The organism is Burkholderia lata (assembly GCF_902499025.1).
GTDB classification, from domain to species: Bacteria; Pseudomonadota; Gammaproteobacteria; order Burkholderiales; family Burkholderiaceae; genus Burkholderia; species Burkholderia lata_C.
In genome coordinates this window covers 22436-49018 of the sequence record NZ_CABVPW010000013.1, presented here as the reverse complement: position 1 = coordinate 49018, position 26583 = coordinate 22436, and the positions used below count along the sequence as shown (strand labels likewise).

Here is a 26583-nt window from a genome sequence, read left to right as displayed (position 1 = left end):
GATGTCGAACAAGACCCACGAAATCCGCCCGGAGCAGTCCGTCGAGCTGCTGAAGGAACTGCACATCCTCACCCGCGACGGGAAGCTGAACCAGGACAGCCGCCGCAAGCTGAAGCAGGTCTATCACCTGTTCCAGTTCATCGAGCCGCTGCTCGCCGTCGTGCAGGCCGACCGTGGCAGCGTGACGCTCGTCGATCACGGCGCCGGCAAGTCGTATCTCGGCTTCATCCTGTACGACCTGTTCTTCAAGCAGCAGCCGGGGCACGGCACGCCGGCGTTCGCGTCGCACGTGTACGGAATCGAGACCCGCGAGGAGCTGGTCACGCGTTCGGCCGAGCTCGCCGCGCGGCTCGGGTTCGGCGGCATGTCGTTCCTGAACCTGTCGGTTGCCGATTCGATCACGTCGCCGAAATTGCCTGAAACGGTCGACGTCGTCACCGCGCTGCACGCGTGCGACACGGCGACCGACGACGCGATCCGCTTCGCGCTCGCGAAGCGCGCACAGCACATCGTGCTGGTGCCGTGCTGCCAGGCCGAAGTCGCGGGCGTGCTGCGCAGGAACAAGGGCAAGTCGCTCGCGAATGCGCTGACGGAAGTGTGGCGGCATCCGCTGCATACGCGCGAATTCGGCAGCCAGATCACCAACGTGCTGCGCTGCCTGCAGCTCGAAGCGCACGGCTACCAGGTCAGCGTGACCGAGCTGGTCGGCTGGGAGCATTCGATGAAGAACGAGCTGATCATCGCGCAATACAAGAACCTGCCGCGCCGGCGGCCCGGCGAGCGGTTGAACGAGATCCTCGGGATGTTCGGGCTTGCCGAGCTGAACGCGCGATTCTTCGTGCCGGAAGCCGCGGCGGCGGGCGGCGAGGTCGCGGAGTCTACCGAAGGCTGACTGGCTGACGGCACGCCGCACGTTACACGCCGCACGTTGCACGCCGCGTCAGACGTCGTCGCCCGGCCGGCGCATCCATTCGCGCCAGCCTTCGTGGCCGAGGCGGCGCAGCGTTTCCTGATTCCTTTCGTAGATCGCGGATGCGTCCGGGAACGCGTCGACCGCGCGCGCGATGCTGTCCTCGCGCAGCAGGTGCAGGATCGGATACGGCGCGCGGTTCGTGTAGTTCTCGATGTCGTCGGGCTCGCTGCCTTCGAACCGGTACTGCGGATGGAAGCTCGCGATCTGCAGCACGCCGTCGAGCCGCAGTTGCCGCACCAGCCGGTCGGCAAAGAACAGCGCATCGTTGTAGTCGATGAAATCGGCGAACGCATGCGGGAAGATCACGAGCGTCGTGTCGACCTGCTGCGGGTCTGCCGCCTCGAGCGCGCGCAGCTCGGTTTCGAGCTCGGCGAGCGCGTCTTCCAGCGTCGTCGCTTCGCTGATCGCGTAGCGCACCTGCTCCTTCACATAGACGCTTTTCGCGAACGGGCACAGATTGAGCCCGATCACCGCGCGCGCGAGCCAGTGCCGCGTGGCGGCGAGGATGTCGTCGTGCGATTCGGGGCGGGTGTCGGTCATCGTGAAACCAGTCGAGCGGAAGGGCGGCGAGGGCCGCATTGTAGCGGGCGCGCCGTCACGCGCATGCGGCTTCGATCAACTGCGTGACGAGTGCGGGCGCGACGCCGATCGGCGTTTCGCCGTGCCGATAGGTCTGGCTTGCTGCGTAGATGCCTTCGATCACCAGCGCGAGCGAGTGGGCGAGCGCCTGCGGCTGCCGCGCGCCGGCGTCTTCGCACAGTGCGACGAGCCGCTTCATCAGCTGTTCCTTGTTCTGCGCGACGCGCTCGCGCGCCGGGTGCGACGCATCCGGGAATTCGGCCGCGACGTTGACGAACGGGCAGCCGCGGTAGTCCTTCTGCGTCGCGCGCTCGGCGAGATCGACGAAATACTGGATCAGTTGCGCTTTCGGCTGGCCCGGGTGCTTCGCGACGCTCGTGTTGAAGCGGTCGAAGAAACACGCATCCATCCGCTCCAGGTACGCGAGGATCAGCTCGTCCTTCGACGAGAACTGGCGATACAGGCTCATCTTGTTGACGCCCGCCCGCTCCACGACCGCCTCGACCCCAACCGTCCGAACGCCTTCCTTGTAAAACAGCTCCTCGGCGGCGCGTAGCAGGTGCTCCTGCGCGGTGGCGCCGTCGATCGGCCGGCGCGTGCGGCGCGCCAGCGGTTTGGCGATCTCGATGCCCGACATGATGACCCTCGACTGCATATTGAATTGCTTGACATGTTACCGATTGGTCACTACGATCGCAACACACTTGTGACCGGTCGGTAACAATGCCGATCGGATCGACAGACAAATGCCAAGCGTCGGCCCGGGTCAGCCGATGCAACGTGCGGCGGAGGTGGCCTGGCAGGGCGGGCGGAGCGGGTGCGGAGGCACCGGAGCCGCCAACTGGAGAACGCGAAGATGAACTGGGCGGTGACACGAATCGGCGGGCGCTTCCACTACGGATGGCTCGCGGCGGCGGTGGTATTCCTGATCCTGCTGGCGGCGGCCGGCACGCGCGCGACGCCGAGCGTGCTGATGGTGCCGCTCGAGCACGAACTCGGCTGGAGCCGCGCGACGATTTCGCTGGCGATTTCGGTGAACATCGCGCTGTACGGGTTGACGGGCCCGTTCGCGGCCGCCGCGATGCAGCGCTTCGGGCTGCGCCCGACCATCCTGACCGCGCTGACGGTGATGAGCGCGGGCGTCGCGCTGTCGTCGATGATGTCGCACAGCTGGCAGATGGTGCTGATCTGGGGCGTGATGGTCGGCTGTTCGTCGGGCGTCGTCGCGTTGACGCTGTCCGCGACCTTCGTCACGCGCTGGTTCCATGCGCGGCGCGGCCTCGTGATGGGCGTGCTGACCGCGAGCACGGCCACCGGCCAGCTCGTGTTCCTGCCGATGCTCGCGGCGATCGCGCAGCACCACGGCTGGCGGCCGGTCGTGCTGGTCGTCGCGGTGGCTGCCGCGATCGTGATTCCGCTCGTGGCGTTCCTGCTGCCCGAACGGCCGGCCGACCTGAAGCTGCGCCCGTATGGCGAACCGGCCGATGCGCCGCCCGCGCCCGACACGACGAAGGAGAACCCGCTCGCGGTCGCGTTCCGCACGCTGCTGACGGCCAGCCGCTCGCGCGATTTCTGGCTGCTGTTCTTCAGCTTCTTCATCTGCGGCGCGAGCACCAACGGCTACGTCGGCACGCACCTGATCGCGATGTGCAGCGACTACGGGATGACGGAAGTGCAGGGCGCGTCGCTGCTCGCGGCGATGGGCGTGTTCGACCTGTTCGGCACGACGCTGTCGGGCTGGCTGTCCGACCGCTACGACAATCGCGTGCTGCTGTTCTGGTACTACGGGCTGCGCGGGCTGTCGCTGATCTACCTGCCGCACGCGTTCGGGATCGATTTCTTCGGGCTGCCGCTGTTCGCGATGTTCTACGGGCTCGACTGGATCGCGACCGTGCCGCCGACCGTGCGGCTTGCGACCGACGTGTTCGGCAAGGCAGCGGCGCCAGTCGTGTTCGGCTGGATCGTCGCCGGCCACCAGCTCGGCGCGGCGTTCGCGGCACTCGGCGCGGGGCTGCTGCGCGCGAGCCTCGGCACCTACACGATCGCGTCGATGATCTCGGGCGGGCTGTGCATCGTCGGCGCGCTGATCGTGCTGCGGATCAACCGCGGCCCGTCGCGTGCAGCCGCGCAGGCGGCCTGACCGCGGCAATTCGATGGCCCGGCCCGCCGCGCGGCGGATGGCCGGGCAACGCACGCAAGGAGATTTGCATAGCGCGGGGGGATCGGGCGCGCATCGGCTCAAGCGGGTATGCTTGCGGTTCGCCAGGCGTTCGCGCCCCTTCATCGATGTCAGCGAGGAACCGCATGTCCGTCAAACCTGCTCCCACCACTGTTTCGATTCACGATCTGATCGCGGGCCGCTGGAGCCCGCGCGCGTATTCGGATGAACCCGTCAGCGCCGGCGATCTGCACGCAGTGCTCGAAGCGGCCCGCTGGGCGCCGTCCGCGTACAACGCGCAGCCGTGGCGCTTCATCGTATTCGACCGCACGCAGGATGAAGACGCATTCAAGCGCGCGTTTGCGACGCTGGTGCCGTTCAACCAGGGCTGGAACGCGCCGGCGCCCGTGCTGATCGCGGTGACCGCGCACACGCTCACGCCGAAGGGTGAACCGGCGCCGACCGCGCTGTACGACGCGGGCGCCGCCGCGATGTCGCTGGTGCTGGAGGCGCACGCGCTGGGCCTGGCCGCCCACCAGATGAGCGGCTTCGATGCGAAGGCGTTTCGCGACACGTTCGCGATTCCGGCCGACGTCGCGATTCCTGCGATCATCTCGCTCGGTCACTACGGCAACGTCGACAAGCTCGATCCGGTGCTGCGCGATCGCGAGAAGGCGCCGCGCACGCGCCATGCGCTCGGCGAGGTCGTCTATGCGGGCGCGTGGAGGAAGGGCTTCGACTCGGCCGCCTGACCTGACTGGCGGACGGGCTGCGTCGCGCATCCCGCCCGCATCTCCCCCCGGCGCGCCAGGCCGCGCGCCGTCGCCGCCGAGGCCCGTTGCGCGGTACCGGTGGCTGGCCCCGGTTGTGATCCCGCGGGCTTCATGTTAAAAAGCCCGTCCTTTCCGTTTTCGCGCCGGCCCTGCTGCGGCAACTTCCCATGACTTACTGCGCGATCGATTTCGGCACGTCCAATTCCGCCGTGGCGCTGCCCGACGGCGACGGCATGCGCCTCGCGCCCGTCGAGGGCGACCACCTGACGCTGCCCACCGCGATCTTCTTCAACAACGACGAAGAGACGGTCGAATACGGCCGTGCGGCGCTGGCTTCCTACATCGACGGTTTCGACGGCCGGCTGATGCGCTCGATGAAGAGCATCCTCGGCTCGCCGCTCGCGGAAACGACGACCGATCTCGGCGACGGCAGCGCGATCGCGTACACCGAAATCATCGCGCGCTTCCTGACGCACCTGAAGCGCAAGGCCGAAATTCGCGCGGGTGCGCCGATCGGCCGTGCGGTGCTCGGCCGGCCGGTGTTCTTCGTTGACGACGATCCGCGCGCCGACCGTCTCGCACAGGACCAGCTCGAGGCCGCCGCGCGGTCGGTCGGTTTCACCGACGTCCAATTCCAGTACGAACCGATCGCGGCCGCGTTCGACTACGAATCGCGCCAGCAGGCGGAGCGCCTCGTGCTCGTCGCCGACATCGGCGGCGGTACGTCCGACTTCTCGCTGGTACGTGTCGGGCCCGAACGAATGGCGCGGCTCGAGCGCAAGGACGACGTGCTGGCTCACCACGGCGTGCACGTCGCGGGCACCGACTACGACCGGCGTGTCGAGCTGGCAGCGATCCTGCCTGCATTCGGCTACCGTTCGCTCGACCCCGAAGGGCGCGAACTGCCGAACAAGATCTACTTCGATCTCGCCACCTGGCATCTGATCAACACGGTCTACACGCCGAAGCGGCTGGGCGAGCTGAAGCTGATGAAACACCTGTACCGGGAGGTGCAGCAGTACGACCGGCTCACGAGCGTGGTCGAGCAGCGGCTCGGGCATGCGCTGATGGCGCGCGCGGAAGAAGCGAAGATCGGTGTTGCGGCGGGCGGGGAGACGATGATCGACCTGAACGACGTGGAAGAGGATCTGCAGATCGCGTTCGATGCCGACCGCCTCGTCGACGCGAGCCACGACGACACCGCACGCATCGTCGACGCCGCGCGCGAGACGGTGCGGCTCGCAGGTGTTGCGCCGCGCGATGTCGGCGCGCTGTATTTCACCGGTGGCTCGACCGGCCTTGCGTTCCTGTCGGGCGCGCTCGCGGGGGCGTTCCCGGATGCGCAGCCGGTATTCGGCGACCGCCTCGCGAGTGTTGCGACGGGCCTCGGTATTCACGCGCAGCGATTGTTCGGCTGAATGCGGGCGGCTGAAAAGCCGCGATGCCGGGCGACCGGCGCCGAAAAACAAAAAGCCCCGCCGAAGCGGGGCTTTTTTACACGAATTATCGCGCCAAGCTTAGACCGGACGGATGTTCGCAGCTTGCAGACCCTTCGGGCCCGTCTTCACTTCGAATTCAACCTTCTGGTTTTCTTGCAGCGTCTTGAAGCCTTCGACGCGGATTTCCGAGAAGTGCGCGAACAGATCGTCGCCGCCGCCTTCCGGGGTGATGAAGCCGAAGCCCTTTGCGTCATTGAACCACTTGACGGTACCGGTTGCCATGTTACTTGTTCCTAAAAAGATAAAACGGGGCCGAGGCCCATGGTGTGCGGAAAATCAAGGAAGGGGTAATAGGACCAACCGGAGTACCGTTGATGGGCGAACTACGAAAGAACCAATTCACTCGCCACTTGAAATCCTGCGAAGTCCTTTATACGGCTTATCAACCGCGTGGTCAACCGTATTTCCATTCACTCAGGGTTATTGCGTAGATCAGGTTTACAAAGCTTGCAAACGATGCGAATTTTTTGTAGGGGCCGATCGATTTTGGCGCCACGTTTCAGGTGCAACCGTTAAACTACGCGCCGCGTGGACGGGTTGCCCTGATCGGGTGACTCGCCCCCCCAAAATTGCGTGCGCGGTGCTGTCCGAGCCGATCCCGGACCGCGGGCCGACCATGCTTTTTGAGACACAGGAGAGGATGTGAAGAGTTCTATTCAACGGAACATCGGCCCGTTTGCATTGATGCTGACGGGGCTGGGTTCGATTATCGGCTCGGGCTGGTTGTTCGGCGCCTGGAAGGCCGCGAAGATTGCTGGTCCGGCGGCGATCTGCGCATGGATCATCGGCGCTGTCGTGATTCTTGCAATTGCACTGACTTACGCGGAACTGGGCGCGATGTTCCCCGAGTCGGGCGGCATGGTGCGCTACGCGCGCTACTCGCACGGTTCGCTGGTCGGTTTCATCAGCGCATGGGCGAACTGGATCGCGATCGTATCGGTGATTCCGATCGAGGCTGAAGCGTCGATCCAGTACATGAGTACGTGGCCGTATCCATGGGCGCACGCGCTATTCGTGAACGGCGAGTTGACGGTACCCGGCCTGCTGCTGTCCGCGGTGCTGGTCGTCATCTACTTCCTGCTGAACTACTGGGGCGTGAAGGCGTTTGCCCGTGCGAACACCACGATCACGATCTTCAAGTTCCTGATCCCCGGCCTCACGATCCTCGGCCTGATGCTGACGAGCTACCATCCGGAAAACCTCGGCACCGCATCCAATGCAAGCTTTGCGCCGTACGGCTGGTCGGCGGTGCTGACCGCGGTTGCGACGAGCGGCATCGTGTTCGCGTTCAACGGCTTCCAGAGCCCGGTGAACCTCGCGGGCGAAGCGCGCAACCCGTCGCGCAGCGTGCCGTTCGCGGTGATCACGTCGATCCTGATCGCGCTCGTGATCTACGTGCTGCTGCAGATGGCGTACATCGGCTCGGTGAATCCGGCCGACGTCGCGCAGGGCTGGTCGCACTTCAACTTCAAGTCGCCGTTCGCCGAACTGGCGATCGCGCTGAACCTGAACTGGCTCGCGATCCTGCTGTACGTCGACGCGTTCGTCAGCCCGAGCGGTACCGGCACGACGTACATGGCGACCACCACCCGCATGATCTACGCGATGGAGCGCAACAACACGATGCCGAAGATGTTCGGCAACGTGCACCCGCTCTACGGCGTGCCGCGTCAGGCGATGTGGTTCAACCTGCTGGTCTCGTTCATCTTCCTGTTCTTCTTCCGCGGCTGGAGCTCGCTCGCGGCAGTGATCTCGGTTGCGACGGTGATCTCGTACCTGACCGGCCCGATCAGCCTGATGGCGCTGCGCCGTGCGGCGACCGACATCGAGCGTCCGCTGTCGATTCCGCTGATGAAGCTGATCGCGCCGTTCGCATTCGTCTGCGCATCGCTGATCCTGTACTGGGCGAAGTGGCCGCTGACGGGCGAGATCATCCTGCTGATGATCGTTGCGCTGCCGGTGTACTTCTACTTCCAGGCGAAGTCGGGCTGGACCGGCTGGGGTGACGACCTGAAGGCCGCATGGTGGCTGGTCGCGTACCTGCCGACGATGGCCGTGCTGTCGCTGATCGGCAGCAAGGAGTTCGGCGGTCACGGCGTGCTGCCGTACGGCTGGGACATGCTGGTCGTCGCGGCAATCGCGCTGGTGTTCTACTTCTGGGGCGTGAATACCGGCTACCGGACCAAGTATCTCGACGAGCGTGAATCGCACGACGAGATCCTCGAAGGGATCGGTGCCTGACGCGTGACCTGCCGCCGGATTCGGCGGCGGCAGCAAGAGCGTAAAAAAGCCCGCCCGAGCATCGCTCGGGCGGGCTTTTTGTTGGCGGTCTGCGGCCGTCGCGTGACGCTCAGGCGGCGTTGCTGGCGAACACGTAGTTCGTCATCGCGAGCACGCGCTGGTACGTGCCGAGCGACTGGATGCCGAGCTGGTAGTCGTCGTCCGCCGCGCCGAGCGCCGTGAACACCGGCAGCAGGTGCTCGTCGGTCGGATGCATCAGCGCTGCATGCGGCGCCTGCCGGCGGTAGTCGAGCAGCGCGTCGACGTCGCGCGCGGCCAGTTTCGCCTCGAACCAGTCGGTGAATTCCGCGACGCGCGGGTCCGCATCCTCCGGTGCCGCACCGAAATCGGCGGCGCGCAGGTTGTGCGTGATCTGGCCGGAGCCGATCACCATCACCCCTTCGCCGCGCAGCGGTCGGAGCGCGCGGCCAAGTGCGAAGTGGTGCGCGGCGTCCGCGCGCGGCTGGATCGACAGTTGCGCCACCGGCACGTCGGCTTCCGGGAACATCAGCAGCATCGGTACCCACGCGCCGTGGTCGAGGCCGTGTTCGGTCGTCGCGGTCTCGATGCCGGCCGCATTCAGCAGCCCCGCCGCGCGCTCGGCGACGTCGGGCGCGCCTGGCGCCGGGTAGCGGATGTCGTACAGCGCCTGCGGAAAGCCGTAGAAATCGTGGATCGTTTCCGGATGCGCGGCGATGCTGGCGACGGGCCGCTGCGTGCCCCAGTGCGCGGACAGCATCAGCACGGCGCGCGGGCGCGGCAATTCGGCAGCGAGGTGCGTGAATGCACCGGAAGGCAGCGTCGGGTCGATCGGCAGCGTCGGGGCGCCGTGGGACAGGTAGAGCGAAGGCAAGCGGTTCATGGCGGTGGCCTGCAAAGGGATTTGCCTGTGACTATAGGCGCGCACCGAGTATTGATAAATCCGCGTTGTGGAATTTGATTGACTCTTATTTGTTGATAATCCGGGCGGCGTCGCGCGTTCCACGGCAGGTGGGTGCTGTATTCGTGAAATCGAACGATTTTCCGAGTAAATCGGCGAAGATGCGCGAAGAACGGAGCTGCGGGCGTGCGCTTACTGCGCGTGCCGGATGCCGGCCCACGGCGTCGTCAGCGGTGCGCTGAGCGCGAACAGGTCGAGCACGCGCGTGACGGTCTGGTCGACCAGTTCCTCGATCGTTTTCGGCATCGCGTAGAACGCGGGCAACGGCGGGAAGACGATGCCGCCCATTTCGGTGACGGCCGTCATGTTGCGCAGATGCGCGAGGTTGAACGGGGTTTCGCGCACCATCAGCACGAGGCGGCGGCGTTCCTTCAACGTGACGTCGGCTGCACGCGTGATCAGGTTGTCGGACAGCCCGTGTGCGACGCTCGCGAGCGTCTTCATCGAGCAGGGCGCGATCACCATCCCGTCGGTCGCGAACGACCCCGATGCGATCGTCGCGCCGACGTCGCGCACCGAATGCACGACGTCCGCACGGCTTTCGACGTCGGCCTTCGACAACTTCAGTTCGTGCTGGATGTTGAGCCAGCCGGCGTTCGAAATCAGCAGGTGCGTTTCGACGTCGCCGGCGGCGCGCAGCAGGTCGAGCAGCCGTACGCCGTAGATCGCGCCGGTGGCGCCGGTGATCGCAACGATCAGCCGGCGTGGCGGCGCGCTGGGAGATGCCATCGAAAGGGGGCGGGGCGTATTACGCGGCGGCGAACAGTTGCTGCAGTTCGCCCGACTGGTACATCTCCATCATGATGTCCGAGCCGCCGATGAATTCGCCCTTCACGTACAGCTGCGGGATGGTCGGCCAGTTCGAGAATTCCTTGATGCCCTGGCGGATCTCGTCGTCTTCGAGCACGTTGACCGTCTTGAACTGGTCGACGCCGCAGGCCTTCAGCACCTGGATGGCGCGGCCCGAGAAGCCGCACATCGGGAATTGCGCGTTGCCCTTCATGAAGAGCACGACCTGGTTTTCGTCGACGATTTGCTTGATACGTTGTTGGGTGTCCATGACTGACCTTGCGTTAGCGGGGCGTTAGATCGAAATGATAGCGGATTTCAACCGGGTGGGCCGGGCATCAGCCCGGCAGGCGGCCGCCTGTCGTGCGTTCGATCGCAGCCAGATCGGCGAGCGATTCGACTGCGACGAAGCCGTGCGATGCAAGCACCGCGCGCACGGCCTCGGCCTGGTCGTAGCCGTGCTCGATCCAGAGCGTGCCGCCCGGTTTCAGGTAGGTGCCGGCGCCGGCGACGATCGTGCGGATCGCGCTGAGGCCGTCGGCATCGTCGGTAAGCGCGCCGCGCGGCTCGAAACGCAGGTCGCCCTGCTCGAGGTGCGGATCGTGCTGTGCGATGTACGGCGGGTTGCTGACGATCGTGTCGAATGCGAGCGCCGGATCGAGCGCCGCGTACCAGTCGCTCTGCAGCCAGTGCAGCGGGCCGCCGGGGCGGCCCGCGTCGAGCAGCTTACCGGCGTTGCGTTGCGCGACCTCGAGCGCGGCCGGCGAACGGTCGAGCGCCCACACGCGCGCATCGGGACGCTCGGCGGCGATCGATACGGCGATCGCGCCGCTGCCCGTGCCGAGATCGAGTACGGCCGGATGCGGCAGCCCGTCGATCGCATCGAGTGCGGCTTCGACGAGCAGTTCGGTTTCAGGGCGCGGGATCAGCACGTCGGGCGTCACGTCGAACGGCCGGCCGAAGAATTCACGCATTCCGACGAGCTGCGCGACGGGCTCGCCGGCCACGCGGCGTGCCTCGAGCGCGCGGTAGCGTTCGACCGCGGCCGCGTCGAGCGGCGCGTCGCCGCGCGTGATCAGTTGCGTGCGGGTCCAGCCGAGTGCATGCGCGAGCAGCACGCGTGCATCGACCGCGTCGAGCGGCGACGCGCGCAGCAGTTCGTCGGCGGTGGTGTCGGGCATCGCGGCCTCAGTCGGCATCGCCGAGCGACGCGAGCAGTTCGGCCTGATGCTCGCTGACCAGCGCGTTGATCAGTTCGTCGAGGTCGCCGTCCATGAGCGCCTCGAGCCGGTACAGCGTCAGGTTGATCCGGTGGTCGGTCATCCGGCCTTGCGGGAAGTTGTACGTGCGGATCCGTTCCGACCGGTCGCCGGAGCCGATCAGGCTCTTGCGCGTGGCTGCTTCCTTCGCGTGCTGCTCGTGATACTGCTTGTCCTTGATGCGCGCGGCGAGCACCTTCAGCGCGCGATCCTTGTTCTTGTGCTGCGAACGGTCGTCCTGGCACTCGACGACGATCCCGGTCGGGATGTGCGTGACGCGCACCGCCGAATCGGTCTTGTTGATGTGCTGGCCGCCCGCGCCGGACGCGCGGAACGTGTCGATCCGCAGGTCGGCCGGATTGATCTCGACCTCGCCGATTTCGTCGGCTTCCGGCATTACCGCGACCGTGCACGCGGACGTGTGGATGCGCCCTTGCGTTTCGGTGGCCGGCACGCGCTGCACGCGATGGCCGCCCGATTCGAACTTCAGGCGTGAATACGCGCCCTGGCCCGCGATCCGCACGATCACTTCCTTGTAGCCGCCGAGATCCGACGCGCTCTCCGACATCATTTCGACCTGCCAGCGCTGGCGTTCCGCGAAGCGCAGGTACATGCGCAGCAGGTCGCCCGCGAACAGCGCCGATTCGTCGCCGCCCGTGCCCGCACGGATTTCGAGGAAGATGTTGCGGTCGTCGTTCGGATCCTTCGGCAGCAGCATCTTCTGCAGCTCGGTCTCGAGGCGGCCCATGCTCTCGCGTGCGCTGCGGATTTCGTCTTCCGCGAAATCGCGCATCGACAGATCGCCGAGCAGTTCCTGCGCGGCCGTCTCGTCGCTGCGCGACTGGCGCCACAGCGCGTACTGTTCGACCACCGGGCCGAGTTCCGCATGTTCACGCGTCAGCTTGCGGTACTGGTCGAGGTCGGCCGTGACGTTTTCGCGGCTCAGCAGGTCGTTCAGTTCGGCCAGCCGTGTGGACAGCTGGTCGAGCTTGCGTTGCATGCTCGTCTTCATGGTGTGGAGCGGCGCTCCCGGGCAAGGGGTATTCGGAAAGGATAGGCCGGCGGGCGGCCGGCGGCAGGGCGATCGGCCGGCGCTAGTGGCCGGACTGGTCGTTCGAGCGCGGTGCGTGCTGGTAGAAGCCGCGCATCAGGTCGATCAGCGAATCGCGATCGGCGCCGTTCACGCGGTTGAGCGCGCTCGTCGGGCCGTGGATCAGCTTGTTGGTCAGCGCCTGCGACAGCGCTTCGAGCACGGCGGCCGGATCGTCGCCGCGCGCGAGCAGCTTCTGCGCCTTGTCGACTTCGGCACGGCGCAGTGCGTCGGCCTGCGTATGCATGTGACGGATCACCGGCACGACGCTGCGCGTGTCGAGCCATTGCATGAAATTCTGCACGCGCGTCTCGATGATCGTTTCGGCCTGCGCGACCGCTGCCTGGCGCGATGCATTGCCTTCGCGCACGATCGCGCCGAGATCGTCGACGGTGTAGAGGAACACGTCCTTCAGCTTGCCGACTTCGGGCTCGATGTCGCGCGGCACCGCGAGGTCGACCATGAAGATCGGCCGGTGGCGGCGTGCCTTCACCGCGCGCTCGACTGCGCCGAGGCCGATGATCGGCAGCGTCGACGCCGTGCACGATACGATGATGTCGAATTCGTGCATGCGGGTCGGCAGATCGGCGAGCGGCATCGCACGGCCGTTGAAGCGTTCGGCGAGCCGCTGGCCGCGTTCGGCCGTGCGGTTCGCGACGACGAGTTCGCGCGGGCCTTGCGCGGCGAAGTGCGTCGCGCACAGTTCGATCATCTCGCCGGCGCCAATGAACAGCACGCGCTGATCGGACACCTTTTCGAAGATCCGTTGCGCGAGGCGCACCGCGGCTGCGGCCATCGACACCGACTGCGTGCCGATTTCGGTGGTGCCGCGCACTTCCTTCGCCACCGCGAACGTGCGCTGGAACAGCTGGTTCAGATAGGTGCCGAGCGCGCCGGCTTCCGTCGCGGTGCGGACGGCGTCCTTCATCTGGCCCAGAATCTGTGTTTCGCCCAGCACCATCGAATCCAGGCCGGATGCGACGCGAAATGCGTGCCGGACCGCTTCCGACTGCGGCAGCGCATAGACGTGCGGCGCGAGCTCGTCGACCGGGATCCGGTGATACTCCGACAGCCAGCGGACCGCGCCTTCGCGTGCCGCACGATCGTCCGTCGCGCAATACAGTTCGGTGCGGTTGCAGGTGGAGAGAATTGCCGCTTCGGGCGAATTGGGTGCCTGGGGGCCGAGAAACAGGTTCTTGAACGTGACGAGAGCCGGCTTGATCTGCTCGAGCGGAAACGCCACGCGTTCGCGCAAGGCGACAGGCGCAGTGTGGTGATTGATTCCGATCGTGAGGAGTTGCATATCGAGGGCTATCGTTTAGCCCCATATTATAGCGTTTCAGCGATTTCCTCACTCGCCGCATACCGGGCATCAGCGTGGCGGGGCCGGGAATTTGGGGGCTCGATCGGTACGCGGTCGAGCTGATAGCCGTAGCCGTAGAGCGGCAGCAGCCGGTAGCCGCGCTCCGGAAGCAGCCGCAGTTTGCTGCGCAGCCGGGACGCATGGGTATCGAGCGTGCGCGACTTCATGTCGCGGCGGCGCGCCCACACCGTTTCGAGGATATGGGCGCGTGACACCGGCCGCGACAGGTTCGTGAACAGCAGCTGCGCGAACCGGAACTCCTTCGGCGTGAGTGAAACGATTGCGTCGCCGAAGCGAACGAGGCAATGCGTGGCGTCGAAAGCGTATTCGCCATACATTTCGCGCGAGCGGGTAGGCGGCCGGCGTACGCCGGCGCGCCGGCTCAGCGCGTTGACGCGCGCGAGCAGCTCGGGCCCGCTCACGGGGCGCACGAGGCAATCGTCGGCGCCCGCGTGCAGGCACGATACGATTTCGCTTTCGCGCGGCAACTGCATCACGGCGATGGCCGGCAGCCCCGGCAGGACCGTCTGCGCGCGCGGAATGACTTCCTCGGCCGGCTGGTCGCCGGCCCAGTGGCCGGTGATCAGCATGTCGCAGGTGTTGTCGGTGGCGAGCCACTCGAAGAACGCCGCGCTGGACGGAAACGCGTGGCACACATGACCACCCACAAAGAGCAGGTGGTTCAGGAGCGCGGCATGGCGCGCCTCCGGATCGATCAGAGCGATTCGCATGAGGATTTCTTCAATACGGCAGCCGGTGCGCGCTTGCCATAACGTCGAGTCGGCCCCTACACTCGAATGTTCGCGGCACCCGGCTGGTCTCGGGTTCGATGGATGAATCGATGCTAGCCGCTGGTAACGTTCACGCCTATGGGACGAATCTGAATTTATAGAAGGCGTCGAATGAACTGGTTTGGAATCCTTGTCCTGGGAGCGGCCGTCGGGCTGTTCGGCCGATGGCTGCATCCGATGCGGCGCACGGGCCGGCCGGCGTGGTGGATCGCGGTGCTCGCCGGCATCGTCGGCGCGGGCGCGGCCCGCATGGCCGGCAATCTCTCGGGACTGTTTTACGATGGCGAGACGCTCGAATGGCCGGTCTGCACCGGCGTCGCGTTCCTCGTCGTAGCCGTGACGGTCGCGCTGTCGGCCCGTCGCTGAATGCTCTCAGGTGAAATCATGAATGCCCGTCTTCCCGAAGTCTCGCCGGTGCCGGCCCGCCTCGCGCTGCTGCGTGGCGCCATGGCCCGCGAGGACCTGGCCGCCTATCTCGTGCCGTCCGCCGATCCCCATCTGTCCGAGTACCTGCCGGAGCGCTGGCAGGCCCGCCGCTGGCTGTCCGGCTTCACGGGTTCGGTCGGCACGCTGGTCGTGACCGCGGATTTCGCGGGGTTGTGGGTCGACAGCCGTTACTGGGTGCAGGCCGATGCCGAACTGGCCGGCACGGGCGTGCAGCTGATGAAGATGACGGGCGGACAGCAGAGTGCGCCGCACGTCGACTGGCTTGCGCAGAACGTGGCCGCGGGTGCGACGGTCGGCGTCGACGGTGCCGTGCTCGGCGTCGCGGCCGCACGCGGGCTGACGGGCGCGCTGAACGCGCGCGGCATCGCGCTGCGCACCGACCTCGACCTGCTCGACGCGATCTGGCCCGAGCGGCCGGGGCTGCCCGGCGATGCCGTGTTCGAGCACGCGGCGCCGCAGGCCGACACGACGCGCGCGAGCAAGCTGGCCGAAGTGCGCCGCGCGATGCGGGCGCAGGGCGCGCAGTGGCATTTCGTGTCGACGCTCGACGACCTCGCATGGCTGTTCAACCTGCGCGGCGCCGACGTCAACTTCAATCCCGTATTCGTTGCACACGCAATGATCGGCGCCGATCGCGCGACGCTGTTCGTCGCCGACGGCAAGGTGTCGCCGGCGCTGGCCGCGTCGCTCGCGCAGGACGGTGTCGACGTTCGCGCCTACGACGCCGCGCGCGCCGCGCTCGCGGCGCTGCCCGACGGCGCGACGCTGCTGATCGACCCGCGCCGCGTGACGTTCGGCACGCTCGAGGCCGTGCCGGCCGGCGTGAAGCTCGTCGAGGCCGTGAATCCGTCGACGTTCGCAAAGTCGCGCAAGACGTCCGCCGAGATCGAGCACGTGCGCGTGACGATGGAACACGACGGCGCCGCGCTCGCGGAGTTCTTCACGTGGTTCGAGCAAGCCGTGAACCGCGAGACGATCACCGAGCTGACGATCGAGGAAAAACTCACGGCCGCGCGCGCCCGGCGCCCCGGCTACGTGTCGGCGAGCTTCGCGACGATCGCGGGCTTCAACGCGAACGGCGCGATGCCGCACTACCACGCGACGCGCGAGTCGCACGCGACGATCGCCGGCGACGGCCTGCTGTTGATCGATTCGGGCGGCCAGTACACGACGGGCACGACCGACATCACGCGCGTCGTGCCGGTCGGCACGGTCAGCGACCTGCAGCGGCGCGACTTCACGATCGTGCTGAAGTCGATGATGGCGCTGTCGCGCGCCCGCTTCCCGCGCGGCATCCGCTCGCCGATGCTCGACGCGATCGCGCGCGCACCGATGTGGGCGGCCGGGCTCGACTACGGCCACGGCACGGGGCATGGCGTCGGCTACTTCCTGAACGTGCACGAGGGCCCGCAGGTGATCTCGCACTACGCGCCGGCCGAGCCGCACACGGCAATGGAAGAGGGCATGATCACGTCGATCGAGCCGGGCGTGTACCGTCCCGGCCAGTGGGGCATCCGGATCGAGAACCTGGTCGTGAACCGCGCGGCCGGGCAGACGGAATTCGGCGATTTCCTCGCATTCGAGACACTGACGCTGTGCCCGATCGATACGCGCTGCGTGCTGATCGAGATGCTCCACGACGACGAGCGCGCGTGGCTGAACACGTATCACGCGACGGTGCGCGAGCGCGTCGGCCGGCACCTGAGCGGCGATGCGAAGGCGTGGCTCGACGCGCGTACGCAGCCGATCTGAAACGACATGCGATAACGGCCGGACAACGGCCGAACGACAAAACCGAGGGCAGGCAATGGCGGACACCGCAGTGATCGTGGTCGACATGCAGCGCGGGCTGGTAGAGCGGGCGCAGCCCGCTTACCGGCTCGATGACGTGGTAGCGGGCATCAACCGGCTGACGGCGGCGGCGCGCGCGGCGAACGCGCCCGTGTGCTTCGTGCAGCACGACGGCGATGCGGACGACGACATCGTGCCCGGCACGCCGGGCTGGGAGCTGCATGCGGGGCTGGTCGTCGGGACCGACGACTGGCGCGTGCGCAAGCAGGTGAGCGACGCGTTCCACGACACGCCGCTCGCGGCGCAGCTCGACCGCAACGGCATCCGTTCGGTGCTGATCTGCGGCTATGCGACCGAGTTCTGCGTCGATTCGGCCGCACGCCGCGCGGCGCTGCTCGGCTACCGGACGACCGTCGTATCCGACCTGCACACGACGAACGAGCGTCCGCACCTGTCGGCCGCGCAGATCGTCGCGCACCATCACTTCGTATGGCAAAACAATACGCTGTCGGGCAACCCGGTGACGCCGCGCCCGCTCGCAGACGTTCTTTCGACGGAGTTCGCATGACGATCAAGGCCGTAGTGTTCGATTTCGGCGGCGTGCTGATCGACTGGAGCCCCGAGTACCTTTACCGGGAGCTGATTCCCGACGACGCGGAGCGTCGCTGGTTCCTCACGCACGTGTGCGCGATGGACTGGGTGATCCGCCAGGACGGCGGGCAGACGATCGAAGAGGGGACGGCCGAGCGCGTCGCGAAGTTTCCGGAGCACGAGGCGCTGATCCGTGCGTTCTACGCGCGCTGGCACGAGATGATCGGCGGCGTGCTCGACGAAGGCGCCGCACTCGTCGACCGGCTCGACGCGCAGGGGATGCCGCTGTTCGGGCTGACGAACTGGTCCGCGCAGACATTCCCGTATGCGTGGGACAACTTCCCGGTGCTGCGGCGGTTCAAGGAGATCGTCGTGTCGGGCCGTGTGAAGCTCGTGAAGCCCGATCCGGCGATCTACCGCGAGATGCATGCGCGGATCGAGCCGCACCTGCCGGGCATCGCGCCGCACGAACTCGTGTTCATCGACGACAACGCGAAGAATGCCGCGGCTGCGACGGCGCTCGGCTGGCACGGCATTCATCACACGAGTGCGGCGGCGACCGAGGCGCGGCTGCGCGAATTGGGCGCGCTCGCGTAAGCGGCGGGCGAGCAGCCAGCCATCAGATAAAAAAAGCGGGCCAGCGGCCCGCTTTTTTTGTTGTGCCGCTCCTGAAGCGGCCGCCCTCGGTGTCCGGCCCCGCGTTGCCGCGGTGCCGGGCACCCGTGCCGTGCCGGTCAGCGGCTGATCGGCTTGTAGCGCAGGCGCTTCGGCTTCGCGGCTTCCTCGCCGAGGCGAGCACGCTTGTCGGCCTCGTACTCCTGGTAGTTGCCGTCGAAGAACGTGACCTGCGAATCGCCTTCGAACGCGAGGATGTGCGTCGCGATCCGGTCGAGGAACCAGCGATCGTGCGAGATCACCATCACCGAGCCCGCGAATTCGAGCAGCGCGTCTTCCAGCGCGCGCAGCGTTTCGACGTCGAGGTCGTTCGACGGTTCGTCGAGCAGCAGCACGTTGCCGCCCGAAATCAGCGTCTTCGCGAGGTGCAGGCGGCCGCGTTCACCGCCGGACAGGTTGCCGACGATCTTCTGCTGGTCGCCGCCCTTGAAGTTGAAGCGGCCGATGTACGCGCGCGACGGCGTTTCGTACTTGCCCACCGTCAGCACGTCGGCGCCGCCCGAGATTTCCTCGAACACCGTCTTCGTGCCGTCGAGCGCGTCGCGGCTCTGGTCGACGTACGCGAGCTTCACGGTCGGCCCCATCACGACTTCGCCCGAATCCGGCTGCTCCTTGCCCGTCAGCATCCGGAACAGCGTCGACTTGCCGGCACCGTTCGGGCCGATGATGCCGACGATCGCGCCAGCCGGGATCTTCAGGTTCAGGTTGTCGATCAGCAGGCGGTCGCCGAACGCCTTGCTGACGTTCTTGAACTCGATCACTTCGTTGCCGAGGCGGTCGCCGACCGGGATGAAGATTTCCTGCGTCTCGTTGCGCTTCTGGTATTCCTGGCTGTTCAGCTCCTCGAAGCGCGCGATACGGGCCTTCGACTTCGCCTGGCGGCCCTTCGGGTTCTGGCGCACCCACTCCAGTTCCTTCTTGATCGCCTTCTGGCGCGCCGACTCCGACGCTTCTTCCTGCTTCAGGCGGTCTTCCTTCTGGTCGAGCCAGCTGCTGTAGTTGCCCTTCCACGGAATGCCGTGGCCGCGGTCGAGTTCGAGAATCCACTCGGCCGCGTTGTCGAGGAAGTAGCGATCGTGGGTGACCGCGACGACGGTGCCCGGGAAGCGCACCAGGAACTGCTCGAGCCAGTCGACCGATTCCGCGTCGAGGTGGTTGGTCGGTTCGTCGAGCAGCAGCATGTCGGGTTTTTCGAGCAGCAGCTTGCATAGCGCGACGCGGCGCTTTTCACCACCCGACAGGTGTTCGATCTTGGCGTCCCACGACGGCAGGCGCAGTGCGTCGGCGGCCACTTCGAGCTGCTGCTCGGGGCTGCCGCCGTCGCTCGACGCGAGGATCGCCTCGTACTTCGCCTGTTCGGCGGCGAGCGCGTCGAAGTCGGCGTCCGGCTCCGCGTACGCCGCGTAGATTTCCTCGAGCTTCTTGTTCGCCTGGAACAGGTCGCCGAGGCCGTCCTCGACGGCTTCGCGCACCGTCTTCGTCGGGTCGAGCTGCGGTTCCTGCGGCAGGTAGCCGATGTTCAGGTTCGGCATCGGCGTCGCCTCGCCTTCGATGTCCTTGTCGACGCCCGCCATGATGCGGATCAGCGTCGACTTGCCCGAGCCGTTCAGGCCGAGCACGCCGATCTTCGCGCCGGGAAAGAACGACAGCGAGATGTCCTTCAGGATCTGGCGCTTGGGCGGCACGATCTTGCCGACCCGGTTCATCGTGAAAACGTATTGGGCCATTTCGGTGTGAAAGTCAGAAGTGGTTGAGACTGCCGCGCAGCGCGCGGGCGTGGCGGCGTCGGGTGATTCGGTACGGAGCGTGCCGCGCAGGGCGCGGCGGCGTCGCCGCGTGTCGGCGACGCGAGCGGCTATTGTACTTCGCCGCCGAGTGTCGCTGACAGCGGCGGGCGGCCGCCGCTGTCCGGATTGGCCATTTGGCCGAGGCTACAGCCACGCGGCGACGCCGCCGTGCCCCGAGCACGTGCCGCGCCGGTGACGGCTGAAGCTGTACGTGCCGTCGCGGCAGCGCGCGCTCGCGCCTTCGGGTACGCGGCCCGATTTCGAATGCGCGGGTGCGTGCACGGTTTCGCCGTCGCGGTTGCGATACGTGTCGTGGCGGTCGAGATCGCCCTCGTTGCCGTAGCCGGGCGATGCGCGGTAGGCGTGCGCGGAAGGCGGTAACGCGGCACACGCGACAAAGAGCGCGGCGGACAAGGTCGCGATGCGTGTCGCGCGGCGGAGCAGGGCAGGCATGGTCTCTCTCGGTCTGTTGTTATCGGTTTCGGGCCGCATGTTAGCCGATCGGCAGAGGAACTGCGCCGTGAGGGGGAGTGACGTTACGCCGCGCCGGACATCGATGCCGCACCGTCGGCCTGCGCGGCGTCGAGGATCCAGCGGCGGAATGCGGCAACCTTCGGCCGTTCCGCGTGATGCGGCGGATAGACGAGGTAGTACGCGAAATCGTCGAGCCACGCGACGTCGGCGAGCTGCACGAGCCGGCCGCTCGCCAGCTCGCCGCGCACCATCGCGGCCGGCAGCAGCCCGGCACCCTGGCCGGCGACGATCGCCTGCAGCAACAGGCCCGAATCGTCGAACGCGGGGCCGCGCGGCGGGCCGAAATCGTCGATCCGCTGTGCGCCGAACCAGATGTGCCAGCCCTTGCGCTCGGCGTCGTGCAGCTGCGGCCAGCCGACGAGATCGGCGGGCGTCGCCGGCATGCCGAGCCGCGCGACGAGATCGGGCGACGCGAGCGCGACGATCTCCACCGTCAGCAGGCGCTCGCTGCACAGCCCGATGTAGCGCCCGAGACCATGACGGATCGCGACGTCGACGCCGTCGCGCGAGAAATCCGCCAGTGCGTGGCTCGTGACGACCTGCAGGTCGACGTCCGGGCAAGCCTCCCGGAACTGCGCGAGGCGCGGGACGAGCCACGCGGATGCGAAGAACGGCGTGACGCTCACCGTCAGCACGCCGCTGTCGGCGGCGCCCGACACGCGCTGCGACGCATCGGCGATCTGCCGGAACGCGTTGCGCACCGGCGGCAGGTAGTCGCGGCCGGCGGCCGTGAGCAGGATGCCGCGGTTGACGCGCTCGAACAGCTGTACGCCGAGATGCGTCTCGAGCGTGCGGATCATCTGGCTTACCGCGCCGGGCGTGACCGACAGCTCCTCGGCGGCCGCCTTCACCGACAGGTGGCGGGCGGCCGCTTCGAATGCGCGCAGCGCGTTGAGAGGTGGCAAGCGGGAACGATTCATTTAGTTTTTCTAAATCGAAAGTCCGACGAAATATCGTTTGAGACGATGCATACGCACGAGTACCGTTGACGCATCGGATCGCATGCTTCGCGACTGCCTGCCGGCAGCCGATGCGATCAACATAGTTCAACTATATCCATGAGGCAATCCTGTCGCCGCCCGGCGGCCGGTGGAACCTGAGAGGAGCATCGTCATGAACCGCCCGGGCGCATCGCGCCTTTTTTACGGCTGGTACGTGGTTGCGGCCGCGTTCGCCGTTACGTTCGTCGGTTTCGGCAGCGCGTATACGTTCAGCGCGTTCGTCGAGTCGCTGCAGCGGGATTTCTCCGCTTCGCGCGGGCAGATCTCGCTCGTGTTTTCGCTCGCCGGCTTCCTGTATTTCGGTTTCGGCATCGTCAGCGGGCCGCTTGCCGACCGCTTCGGCTCGCGGCGGCTGGCCGTCGCCGGGATGCTGTTGACGAGCATCGGGCTCGCGGCTGCCGGCGCCGCGCATACGCTGGTGCAGGTCTATGTCGCGTATGGGCTCGGTGTCGGGCTCGGCGTCGGCTGCGCGTACGTGCCGGCCGTCGGTGCCGTGCAGCGCTGGTTCGTGCGCCGGCGCGGCTTCGCGTCGGGGCTCGCGGTTGCCGGGATCGGCGTCGGTACGCTGGTGATGCCGCCGCTCGCGTCCGTGTTGATCGCGCAGGTCGGCTGGCGCGGTGCATATTTCACGCTGGCCGTGATCGCGGTCGTGATCGGCGCGGGGATGTCGCTGCTGATCGAGAACGATCCGCGCGGACGGGGGCTGCTGCCGGACGGGGAGGCGGCGCATGAGCCCGTGGAAGGCGGCGGCGCGAAAGTCACCGGGCGTGAGGCGGGCGCTTCGGCGTCCGCTGCAGCGTTGCGCCGCAAGCCGGCTGCCACTTCGATGTCTGCAGGCGCGACGGTGCGCGAAGCCGTCACGTCGCGTCCGTTCGCGAGCCTCTACGCGGCATGCCTCTTCTGCTCGTTCGGCGTGTTCGTCCCGTTCGTTCATCTCGTGCCGTACGCGCTCGATCACGGCGTTTCGTCATCGACGGCCGTGCTGCTGCTCGGCGCGATCGGCGTCGGCAGCACGGCCGGCCGCTTCTTCCTCGGCGGCCTCGCCGACCGCTTGGGCCGCCGCACATCGCTGCTCGCGATGTTTGCGGGCATGGCCGTCGCGCTCGTCGCGTGGGCCGGTGCCGGCACCGTCGCGACGCTTGCCGCGTTCGCACTCGTGTTCGGCGTGTTCTACGGCGGCTGGGTCGCCGTGTTGCCGGCGGTCGTGATGGACTACTTCGGCGGCCGCAACGTGAGCGGGATCATCGGCGTGCTTTATACGAGCGTCGCATTCGGCACGCTGATCGGGCCGACCGTGGCCGGCTTCATCTACGACGCGGGCGGCGGCTATCTCGTGCCGATCCTGGCCAGCGCCGCCGCGAATGCGATCGCCTTTGCGATCGTCGCGACGACGGGGCGTGCGTCGACGGCCGCCCGTGCGGCGCGCGGATAGGCGTGCTTCGCACGGCGCGCCGTCGCGAATTCCGGTAGGGTGGCCGGATCGTGAACCGAAGGCATCCAGCCGGGAGGCCCCATGACATTCGACGAAGTCCGGCAGATCGCACTGGCGTGGCGCGGCGTCGAGGAAGGTACGTCGTACGGCACGCCCGCACTCAAGGTGAAGGGCAAGATGCTCGCGCGGCTGCGCGAGGACGGAGACACGCTCGTCGTGAAAGGTGTCGGCCCCGACGAGCGCGCGTGGCTGATCGAATCGGAACCCGACGTGTATTACGTGACGGATCACTACGTCGGCTGGCCGATCGTGCTGGTGCGACTGTCGGCGGCCCATCCTGACGCCGTGAAAAACCTGCTTCTGCGAGAATGGCAGGCCGTCGTCCCCGCCAAATGGCGCGACGAGATGGCGCACGGCACGCGCTGACGCGTCGGTTGCGTCTGGCTGACCGCGTGTCGCCGGGTGCTTTCGGAGCGCTCGCGAGCCGCCGCGAACGGGTACAAGCGTTGCATCGATCGACGTCGATGCAACAAGTGGTTCCATCGAAATTCTTCAATTGGTTCTTAGTGAAGAACCGTTTGATGCTTACACTCCTTCGCTTCGAAGGCAGCTGACGAAAGCCGACGGAAAGGGCGCACGCGATGCGCCGGCGCCCTGCGCGCCGCATCGCACTCGCAGCTTCGCAGACTGCGTCGCGCACCATTCCGGAACGGCCCCCGATCCGGCTGAGCGCCTGCATCCCGTGCAGGTGCCGCATCCGGCCCGGCTCAAGAACCACAATCCCCCGTGCTGCCTTCACGCGATACCCGGCCATACCGGAACCGTTTTTTGGAGAGAGACAGATGAGTGGAAGCAACACAGGCCTCGGTACCGGCCTGAAGCAGCGGCACGTGACGATGATGTCGATTGCCGGCGTGATCGGCGCGGGCCTGTTCGTCGGCTCCGGCCACGCCATCGCGGAAGCCGGCCCGGCGTCGATCCTCGCGTATGCGATCGCGGGTGTGCTGGTCGTGCTGGTGATGCGCATGCTCGGCGAGATGGCCGTCGCGCATCCGGACAGCGGTTCGTTCTCCACCTATGCCGATCGCGCGATCGGCCACTGGGCCGGTTTCTCGATCGGCTGGCTGTACTGGTGGTTCTGGGTGCTCGTGATCCCGATCGAGGCGACCGCCGCCGCGACCATCCTCAATGCATGGTTCCCCTCCGTCGCGACCTGGATCTTCGCGCTCGGCATCACGCTGGTGCTGACGGTGACCAACCTCTTCTCGGTCAAGAACTACGGCGAATTCGAATTCTGGTTCGCGCTGATCAAGGTCGTCGCGATCGTCGTGTTCCTGTGCATCGGCGGCGCGGCGATCGTCGGCATCATTCCTGCCCCCGCCGTGTCGGGCGTGTCGAACCTGTTTGTGCACGACGGCTTCATGCCGCACGGTGCGAGCGCGGTGCTCGCGGCGATGCTGACGACGATGTTCTCGTTCCTCGGCACCGAGATCGTGACGATCGCGGCCGCCGAATCGGACAACCCGCAACGCCAGATCGTGCGCGCGACCAACTCGGTGATCTGGCGTATCACGCTGTTCTATCTCGGCTCGATTTTCGTCGTTGCAGCCATCGTGCCGTGGAACGATCCGCTGCTGCCGACGCACGGCTCGTATCAGCGCGCGATGGAGCTGATCGGCGTCCCGAACGCGAAGGCGATCATCGACGTGATCGTGCTCGTGTCGGTGGCGAGTTGCCTGAATTCGGCGCTGTACACCGCGTCGCGGATGCTGTTCTCGCTGTCCAAGCGCAAGGATGCGCCGGCATTCCTGCACCGCACCGATTCGACCGGCACGCCGCGCGCGGCCGTGCTCGCGTCGACCGCGTTCGGCTTCCTGACCGTGATCGCGAACTACCTGATGCCGGAACAGGTGTTCGGCTTCCTGCTCGCGACGTCGGGCGCGATTGCGCTGCTCGTGTATCTCGTGATCGCGATCTCGCAACTGCGGATGCGCAAGACACTCGAATCGAGCGGTGCGGACCTGACTTTGCGGATGTGGCTGTTCCCGTGGCTCACGTGGGCGGTGATCCTGTTCATCTGCGGCACGCTGACCGTGATGCTCGTGAGCGAGGATCACCGGATGGAAGTGGGGGCGACGGCTGTGTTGGCGTTGATCGTGTTGGCGGCATCGTGGCTCAATTCAAACGGCCAGACGAGTTCGACGAAGAAAACCGGACGCGTGCCGCAGTCGCGGTGACGTGATGGCCTGACGGATCGACAAAAAGCCCGCGCAATGCGGGCTTTTTTGTTGAGCATGGGGGGCTGCAGTTGGCCAATCGTGGTGCTCGTCTGTCAGGTTTTTCGAATGTATGGTCTGCAATTTGTAATATTCATGCCATTTCCCTAACATACGTTTTCCGCACCGCGCTTCTGGCTGGGGTGCGGACCGGCGCGTCGGTGTATCGACGTCGCTGGCGATTCGATTCCTGACTGACCTCCGCGATTCCAACGGGGTCGCGGCCTGACATAACGATTTAAACCAACAGGACGAAGCGCATCATGAAAACACTGAGAGTGCTGGGTATCGGGGTAGGGCTGGCATCGCTGCTGGTCTCGGGGCTTGGTCGTGCGGATGAGCAAGGCTACGTACTCGGCGGAGCAGTCTGGAAGCAGCCGCGCATTCCGGTCTGCTGGATCAATCCGACGGCGTCGGATGCCAGCGAGCGGACATGGGTTCAGCGGGCGGTCGAGCGGACGTGGGCGCGCAATTCGCAAGCGTATTTCACGGGCTGGGGGCAATGCCCGTCGGCCAATGCAGGGGACGCGATTCGCATCCGGATCGCCGACGTCGGGCCGTATGCCAGTGCGCTGGGTAAATTCGTTGTCAACTCGGAAACGGGCATGGCGCTGAACTTCACATTCCAGAACTGGAGTCCCGCATGTCGGGCATCCGATACGTCGCGCAGGCAGTGCATCGAATCGATCGCGGTACACGAATTCGGCCACGCCCTCGGGTTTGCGCACGAGCAGAATCGTCCAGATACCCCCACGGCCACCTGCAAGGACAGTCCGCAGGGCTCAAACGGCGACATCATGATCGGCGCGTGGGATCTGAACTCAGTGATGAACTACTGCAATCCGACCTATAACGGCGCAGGTGCCCTGAGCAGTACGGATCTTCAGACCGTGCAGACGTTCTACAAGGCGCCGTTGCGGGATGACAATTTCGCGTTCGATGCCGAGTTCTACCTGTCGCATTATCCGGATCTGCGGAACGCGTTCGGTGCAGATCATCAGGCCGCGCTCAATCACTGGAAGACCAGCGGTATCGCGGAAGGGCGGCGGGCCTCCCGCGAGTTTGACGTGACCTACTACCTGAGCCGGTATCCCGATCTTTACCAGGCGTTCCGCAACGACTACGCGGCTGCGCTCAATCACTGGATCACATACGGGATCCGGGAAGGGCGTCAGGGCTCGAGGGAAGTCGACGTTCAGTATTACCTTGCGAAGTACGAGGATCTGCGCGGCGCCTTCGGGAACGACTACCGTGCCGCGCTGGGCCACTGGGTCCGGAACGGGTTCACCGAGCAGCGACAGGCATCGGCAGAATTCAGCCTGACGAACTACTTCAACCGGTATCCGGACGTGCGCGACGCATTCAAGTACACGAACTCGTTCAACACCTTTGCGAATGACGGGGCGCTCGGGTTCAATCACTGGATCGAACACGGCATCACGGAAGGGCGCAACGGTAGGTGACTCCGGCTGGTGCAACGGCTTGAGCGCCGTGCAGCAATCGGAAAAAAGCCCGCATTCAGCGGGCTTTTTTATTACGGGCAGTGCGGCAACAA

At 66.3% G+C, this 26583-nt stretch carries 26 protein-coding genes; 13 read left to right on the top strand and 13 right to left on the bottom strand.

Going from position 1 to position 26583, the window contains the following annotated elements; all coding sequences use genetic code 11:
- The first annotated feature begins 1 nt into the window (after nucleotide 1).
- Complete coding sequence (locus tag BDI24065_RS14990) at nucleotides 2-892, top strand: class I SAM-dependent methyltransferase (protein WP_175031961.1); 891 nt, start codon at nucleotides 2-4, stop codon at nucleotides 890-892.
- Nucleotides 893-940: 48 nt separating this feature from the next.
- Here the strand turns inward: BDI24065_RS14990 and BDI24065_RS14985 are convergent, their stop codons facing one another.
- Nucleotides 941-1513, bottom strand: a complete 573-nt coding sequence (locus BDI24065_RS14985; RefSeq protein WP_175031960.1) for a DUF1415 domain-containing protein — start codon at nucleotides 1511-1513, stop codon at nucleotides 941-943.
- Nucleotides 1514-1568: 55 nt separating this feature from the next.
- Nucleotides 1569-2189, bottom strand: coding sequence for a TetR/AcrR family transcriptional regulator (locus BDI24065_RS14980; protein ID WP_175031959.1), 621 nt, complete (start codon nucleotides 2187-2189; stop codon nucleotides 1569-1571).
- A gap of 219 nt (nucleotides 2190-2408) precedes the next feature.
- On the opposite strand from BDI24065_RS14980, the gene BDI24065_RS14975 reads away from it, so the two are divergent.
- The 3 genes from BDI24065_RS14975 to BDI24065_RS14965 all read left to right on the top strand — a co-directional run bounded on the left by BDI24065_RS14975 (nucleotide 2409) and on the right by BDI24065_RS14965 (nucleotide 5901).
- On the top strand, nucleotides 2409-3692 hold the full coding sequence (locus BDI24065_RS14975) for an MFS transporter (RefSeq protein ID WP_175031958.1): 1284 nt from the start codon (nucleotides 2409-2411) through the stop codon (nucleotides 3690-3692).
- Between the two features lie 164 nt (nucleotides 3693-3856).
- A complete protein-coding gene (locus BDI24065_RS14970) occupies nucleotides 3857-4462 on the top strand; it encodes a nitroreductase family protein (protein WP_175031957.1) in 606 nt (201 codons plus the stop codon).
- Between the two features lie 188 nt (nucleotides 4463-4650).
- Nucleotides 4651-5901: an Hsp70 family protein gene (locus BDI24065_RS14965; RefSeq protein ID WP_175031956.1), complete on the top strand. Its 1251-nt coding sequence runs from the start codon at nucleotides 4651-4653 to the stop codon at nucleotides 5899-5901.
- A 99-nt stretch (nucleotides 5902-6000) separates the two neighbouring features.
- Here the strand turns inward: BDI24065_RS14965 and BDI24065_RS14960 are convergent, their stop codons facing one another.
- Nucleotides 6001-6204, bottom strand: coding sequence for a cold-shock protein (locus BDI24065_RS14960; RefSeq protein WP_006477070.1), 204 nt, complete (start codon nucleotides 6202-6204; stop codon nucleotides 6001-6003).
- Between the two features lie 420 nt (nucleotides 6205-6624).
- Here BDI24065_RS14960 and BDI24065_RS14955 point away from each other — a divergent pair, with 420 nt between their 5' ends.
- Nucleotides 6625-8223, top strand: coding sequence for an APC family permease (locus BDI24065_RS14955; RefSeq protein WP_175014709.1), 1599 nt, complete (start codon nucleotides 6625-6627; stop codon nucleotides 8221-8223).
- A 109-nt stretch (nucleotides 8224-8332) separates the two neighbouring features.
- Here BDI24065_RS14955 and BDI24065_RS14950 read toward each other — a convergent pair whose 3' ends face one another.
- The 7 genes from BDI24065_RS14950 to BDI24065_RS14920 all read right to left on the bottom strand — a co-directional run bounded on the left by BDI24065_RS14950 (nucleotide 8333) and on the right by BDI24065_RS14920 (nucleotide 14434).
- Nucleotides 8333-9124, bottom strand: a complete 792-nt coding sequence (locus BDI24065_RS14950; protein ID WP_175031955.1) for a DODA-type extradiol aromatic ring-opening family dioxygenase — start codon at nucleotides 9122-9124, stop codon at nucleotides 8333-8335.
- A gap of 210 nt (nucleotides 9125-9334) precedes the next feature.
- Complete coding sequence (locus BDI24065_RS14945; protein ID WP_175031954.1) at nucleotides 9335-9931, bottom strand: UbiX family flavin prenyltransferase; 597 nt, start codon at nucleotides 9929-9931, stop codon at nucleotides 9335-9337.
- A 19-nt stretch (nucleotides 9932-9950) separates the two neighbouring features.
- Nucleotides 9951-10262: a Grx4 family monothiol glutaredoxin gene (grxD, locus tag BDI24065_RS14940; RefSeq protein WP_021161789.1), complete on the bottom strand. Its 312-nt coding sequence runs from the start codon at nucleotides 10260-10262 to the stop codon at nucleotides 9951-9953.
- Between the two features lie 67 nt (nucleotides 10263-10329).
- Entirely contained in the window at nucleotides 10330-11172 is an 843-nt protein-coding gene (gene prmC, locus BDI24065_RS14935) for a peptide chain release factor N(5)-glutamine methyltransferase (RefSeq protein ID WP_175031953.1), read from the bottom strand.
- 7 nt (nucleotides 11173-11179) lie between these two features.
- Complete coding sequence (prfA, locus tag BDI24065_RS14930) at nucleotides 11180-12262, bottom strand: peptide chain release factor 1 (protein WP_175031952.1); 1083 nt, start codon at nucleotides 12260-12262, stop codon at nucleotides 11180-11182.
- Nucleotides 12263-12344: 82 nt separating this feature from the next.
- On the bottom strand, nucleotides 12345-13643 hold the full coding sequence (hemA, locus tag BDI24065_RS14925; protein WP_175031951.1) for a glutamyl-tRNA reductase: 1299 nt from the start codon (nucleotides 13641-13643) through the stop codon (nucleotides 12345-12347).
- 26 nt (nucleotides 13644-13669) lie between these two features.
- Nucleotides 13670-14434, bottom strand: coding sequence for a response regulator transcription factor (locus BDI24065_RS14920; RefSeq protein WP_175031950.1), 765 nt, complete (start codon nucleotides 14432-14434; stop codon nucleotides 13670-13672).
- Nucleotides 14435-14605: 171 nt separating this feature from the next.
- Between BDI24065_RS14920 and BDI24065_RS14915 the strand changes: the two genes are divergently transcribed.
- The 4 genes from BDI24065_RS14915 to BDI24065_RS14900 are packed head-to-tail and all read left to right on the top strand — an operon-like array spanning nucleotide 14606 to nucleotide 17920.
- Nucleotides 14606-14860 (top strand): hypothetical protein, encoded by a 255-nt coding sequence (locus BDI24065_RS14915; protein ID WP_011350796.1) that lies wholly within the window; start codon nucleotides 14606-14608, stop codon nucleotides 14858-14860.
- An 18-nt stretch (nucleotides 14861-14878) separates the two neighbouring features.
- Nucleotides 14879-16693, top strand: a complete 1815-nt coding sequence (locus BDI24065_RS14910; RefSeq protein WP_175031949.1) for an aminopeptidase P family protein — start codon at nucleotides 14879-14881, stop codon at nucleotides 16691-16693.
- 55 nt (nucleotides 16694-16748) lie between these two features.
- Nucleotides 16749-17300: a cysteine hydrolase family protein gene (locus BDI24065_RS14905; RefSeq protein ID WP_175031948.1), complete on the top strand. Its 552-nt coding sequence runs from the start codon at nucleotides 16749-16751 to the stop codon at nucleotides 17298-17300.
- Nucleotides 17297-17920 (top strand): HAD family hydrolase, encoded by a 624-nt coding sequence (locus BDI24065_RS14900; RefSeq protein ID WP_175031947.1) that lies wholly within the window; start codon nucleotides 17297-17299, stop codon nucleotides 17918-17920. The genes BDI24065_RS14905 and BDI24065_RS14900 overlap by 4 nt, the downstream gene beginning before the upstream one ends.
- 137 nt (nucleotides 17921-18057) lie before the next feature.
- On the opposite strand, the gene ettA is transcribed toward BDI24065_RS14900, so the two are convergent.
- The 3 genes from ettA to gcvA form a co-directional block, all read right to left on the bottom strand.
- A complete protein-coding gene (gene ettA / locus BDI24065_RS14895) occupies nucleotides 18058-19725 on the bottom strand; it encodes an energy-dependent translational throttle protein EttA (protein WP_175031946.1) in 1668 nt (555 codons plus the stop codon).
- A 204-nt stretch (nucleotides 19726-19929) separates the two neighbouring features.
- The gene (locus tag BDI24065_RS14890; protein ID WP_175031945.1) at nucleotides 19930-20238 is read right to left on the bottom strand and encodes a DUF3761 domain-containing protein; all 309 of its coding nucleotides are present in this window, start codon (nucleotides 20236-20238) and stop codon (nucleotides 19930-19932) included.
- An 83-nt stretch (nucleotides 20239-20321) separates the two neighbouring features.
- A complete protein-coding gene (gene gcvA / locus BDI24065_RS14885) occupies nucleotides 20322-21239 on the bottom strand; it encodes a transcriptional regulator GcvA (RefSeq protein ID WP_175031944.1) in 918 nt (305 codons plus the stop codon).
- 193 nt (nucleotides 21240-21432) lie between these two features.
- Here gcvA and BDI24065_RS14880 point away from each other — a divergent pair, with 193 nt between their 5' ends.
- The 4 genes from BDI24065_RS14880 (at nucleotide 21433) to BDI24065_RS14865 (ending at nucleotide 26491) form a co-directional block, all read left to right on the top strand.
- On the top strand, nucleotides 21433-22752 hold the full coding sequence (locus BDI24065_RS14880; RefSeq protein ID WP_175031943.1) for an MFS transporter: 1320 nt from the start codon (nucleotides 21433-21435) through the stop codon (nucleotides 22750-22752).
- A gap of 81 nt (nucleotides 22753-22833) precedes the next feature.
- Nucleotides 22834-23178: an MmcQ/YjbR family DNA-binding protein gene (locus BDI24065_RS14875; protein WP_175031942.1), complete on the top strand. Its 345-nt coding sequence runs from the start codon at nucleotides 22834-22836 to the stop codon at nucleotides 23176-23178.
- Between the two features lie 416 nt (nucleotides 23179-23594).
- Entirely contained in the window at nucleotides 23595-24989 is a 1395-nt protein-coding gene (gabP, locus tag BDI24065_RS14870) for a GABA permease (RefSeq protein ID WP_175031941.1), read from the top strand.
- Between the two features lie 302 nt (nucleotides 24990-25291).
- Entirely contained in the window at nucleotides 25292-26491 is a 1200-nt protein-coding gene (locus tag BDI24065_RS14865) for a M12 family metallopeptidase (RefSeq protein WP_175031940.1), read from the top strand.
- Nucleotides 26492-26583: the final 92 nt, after the last annotated feature.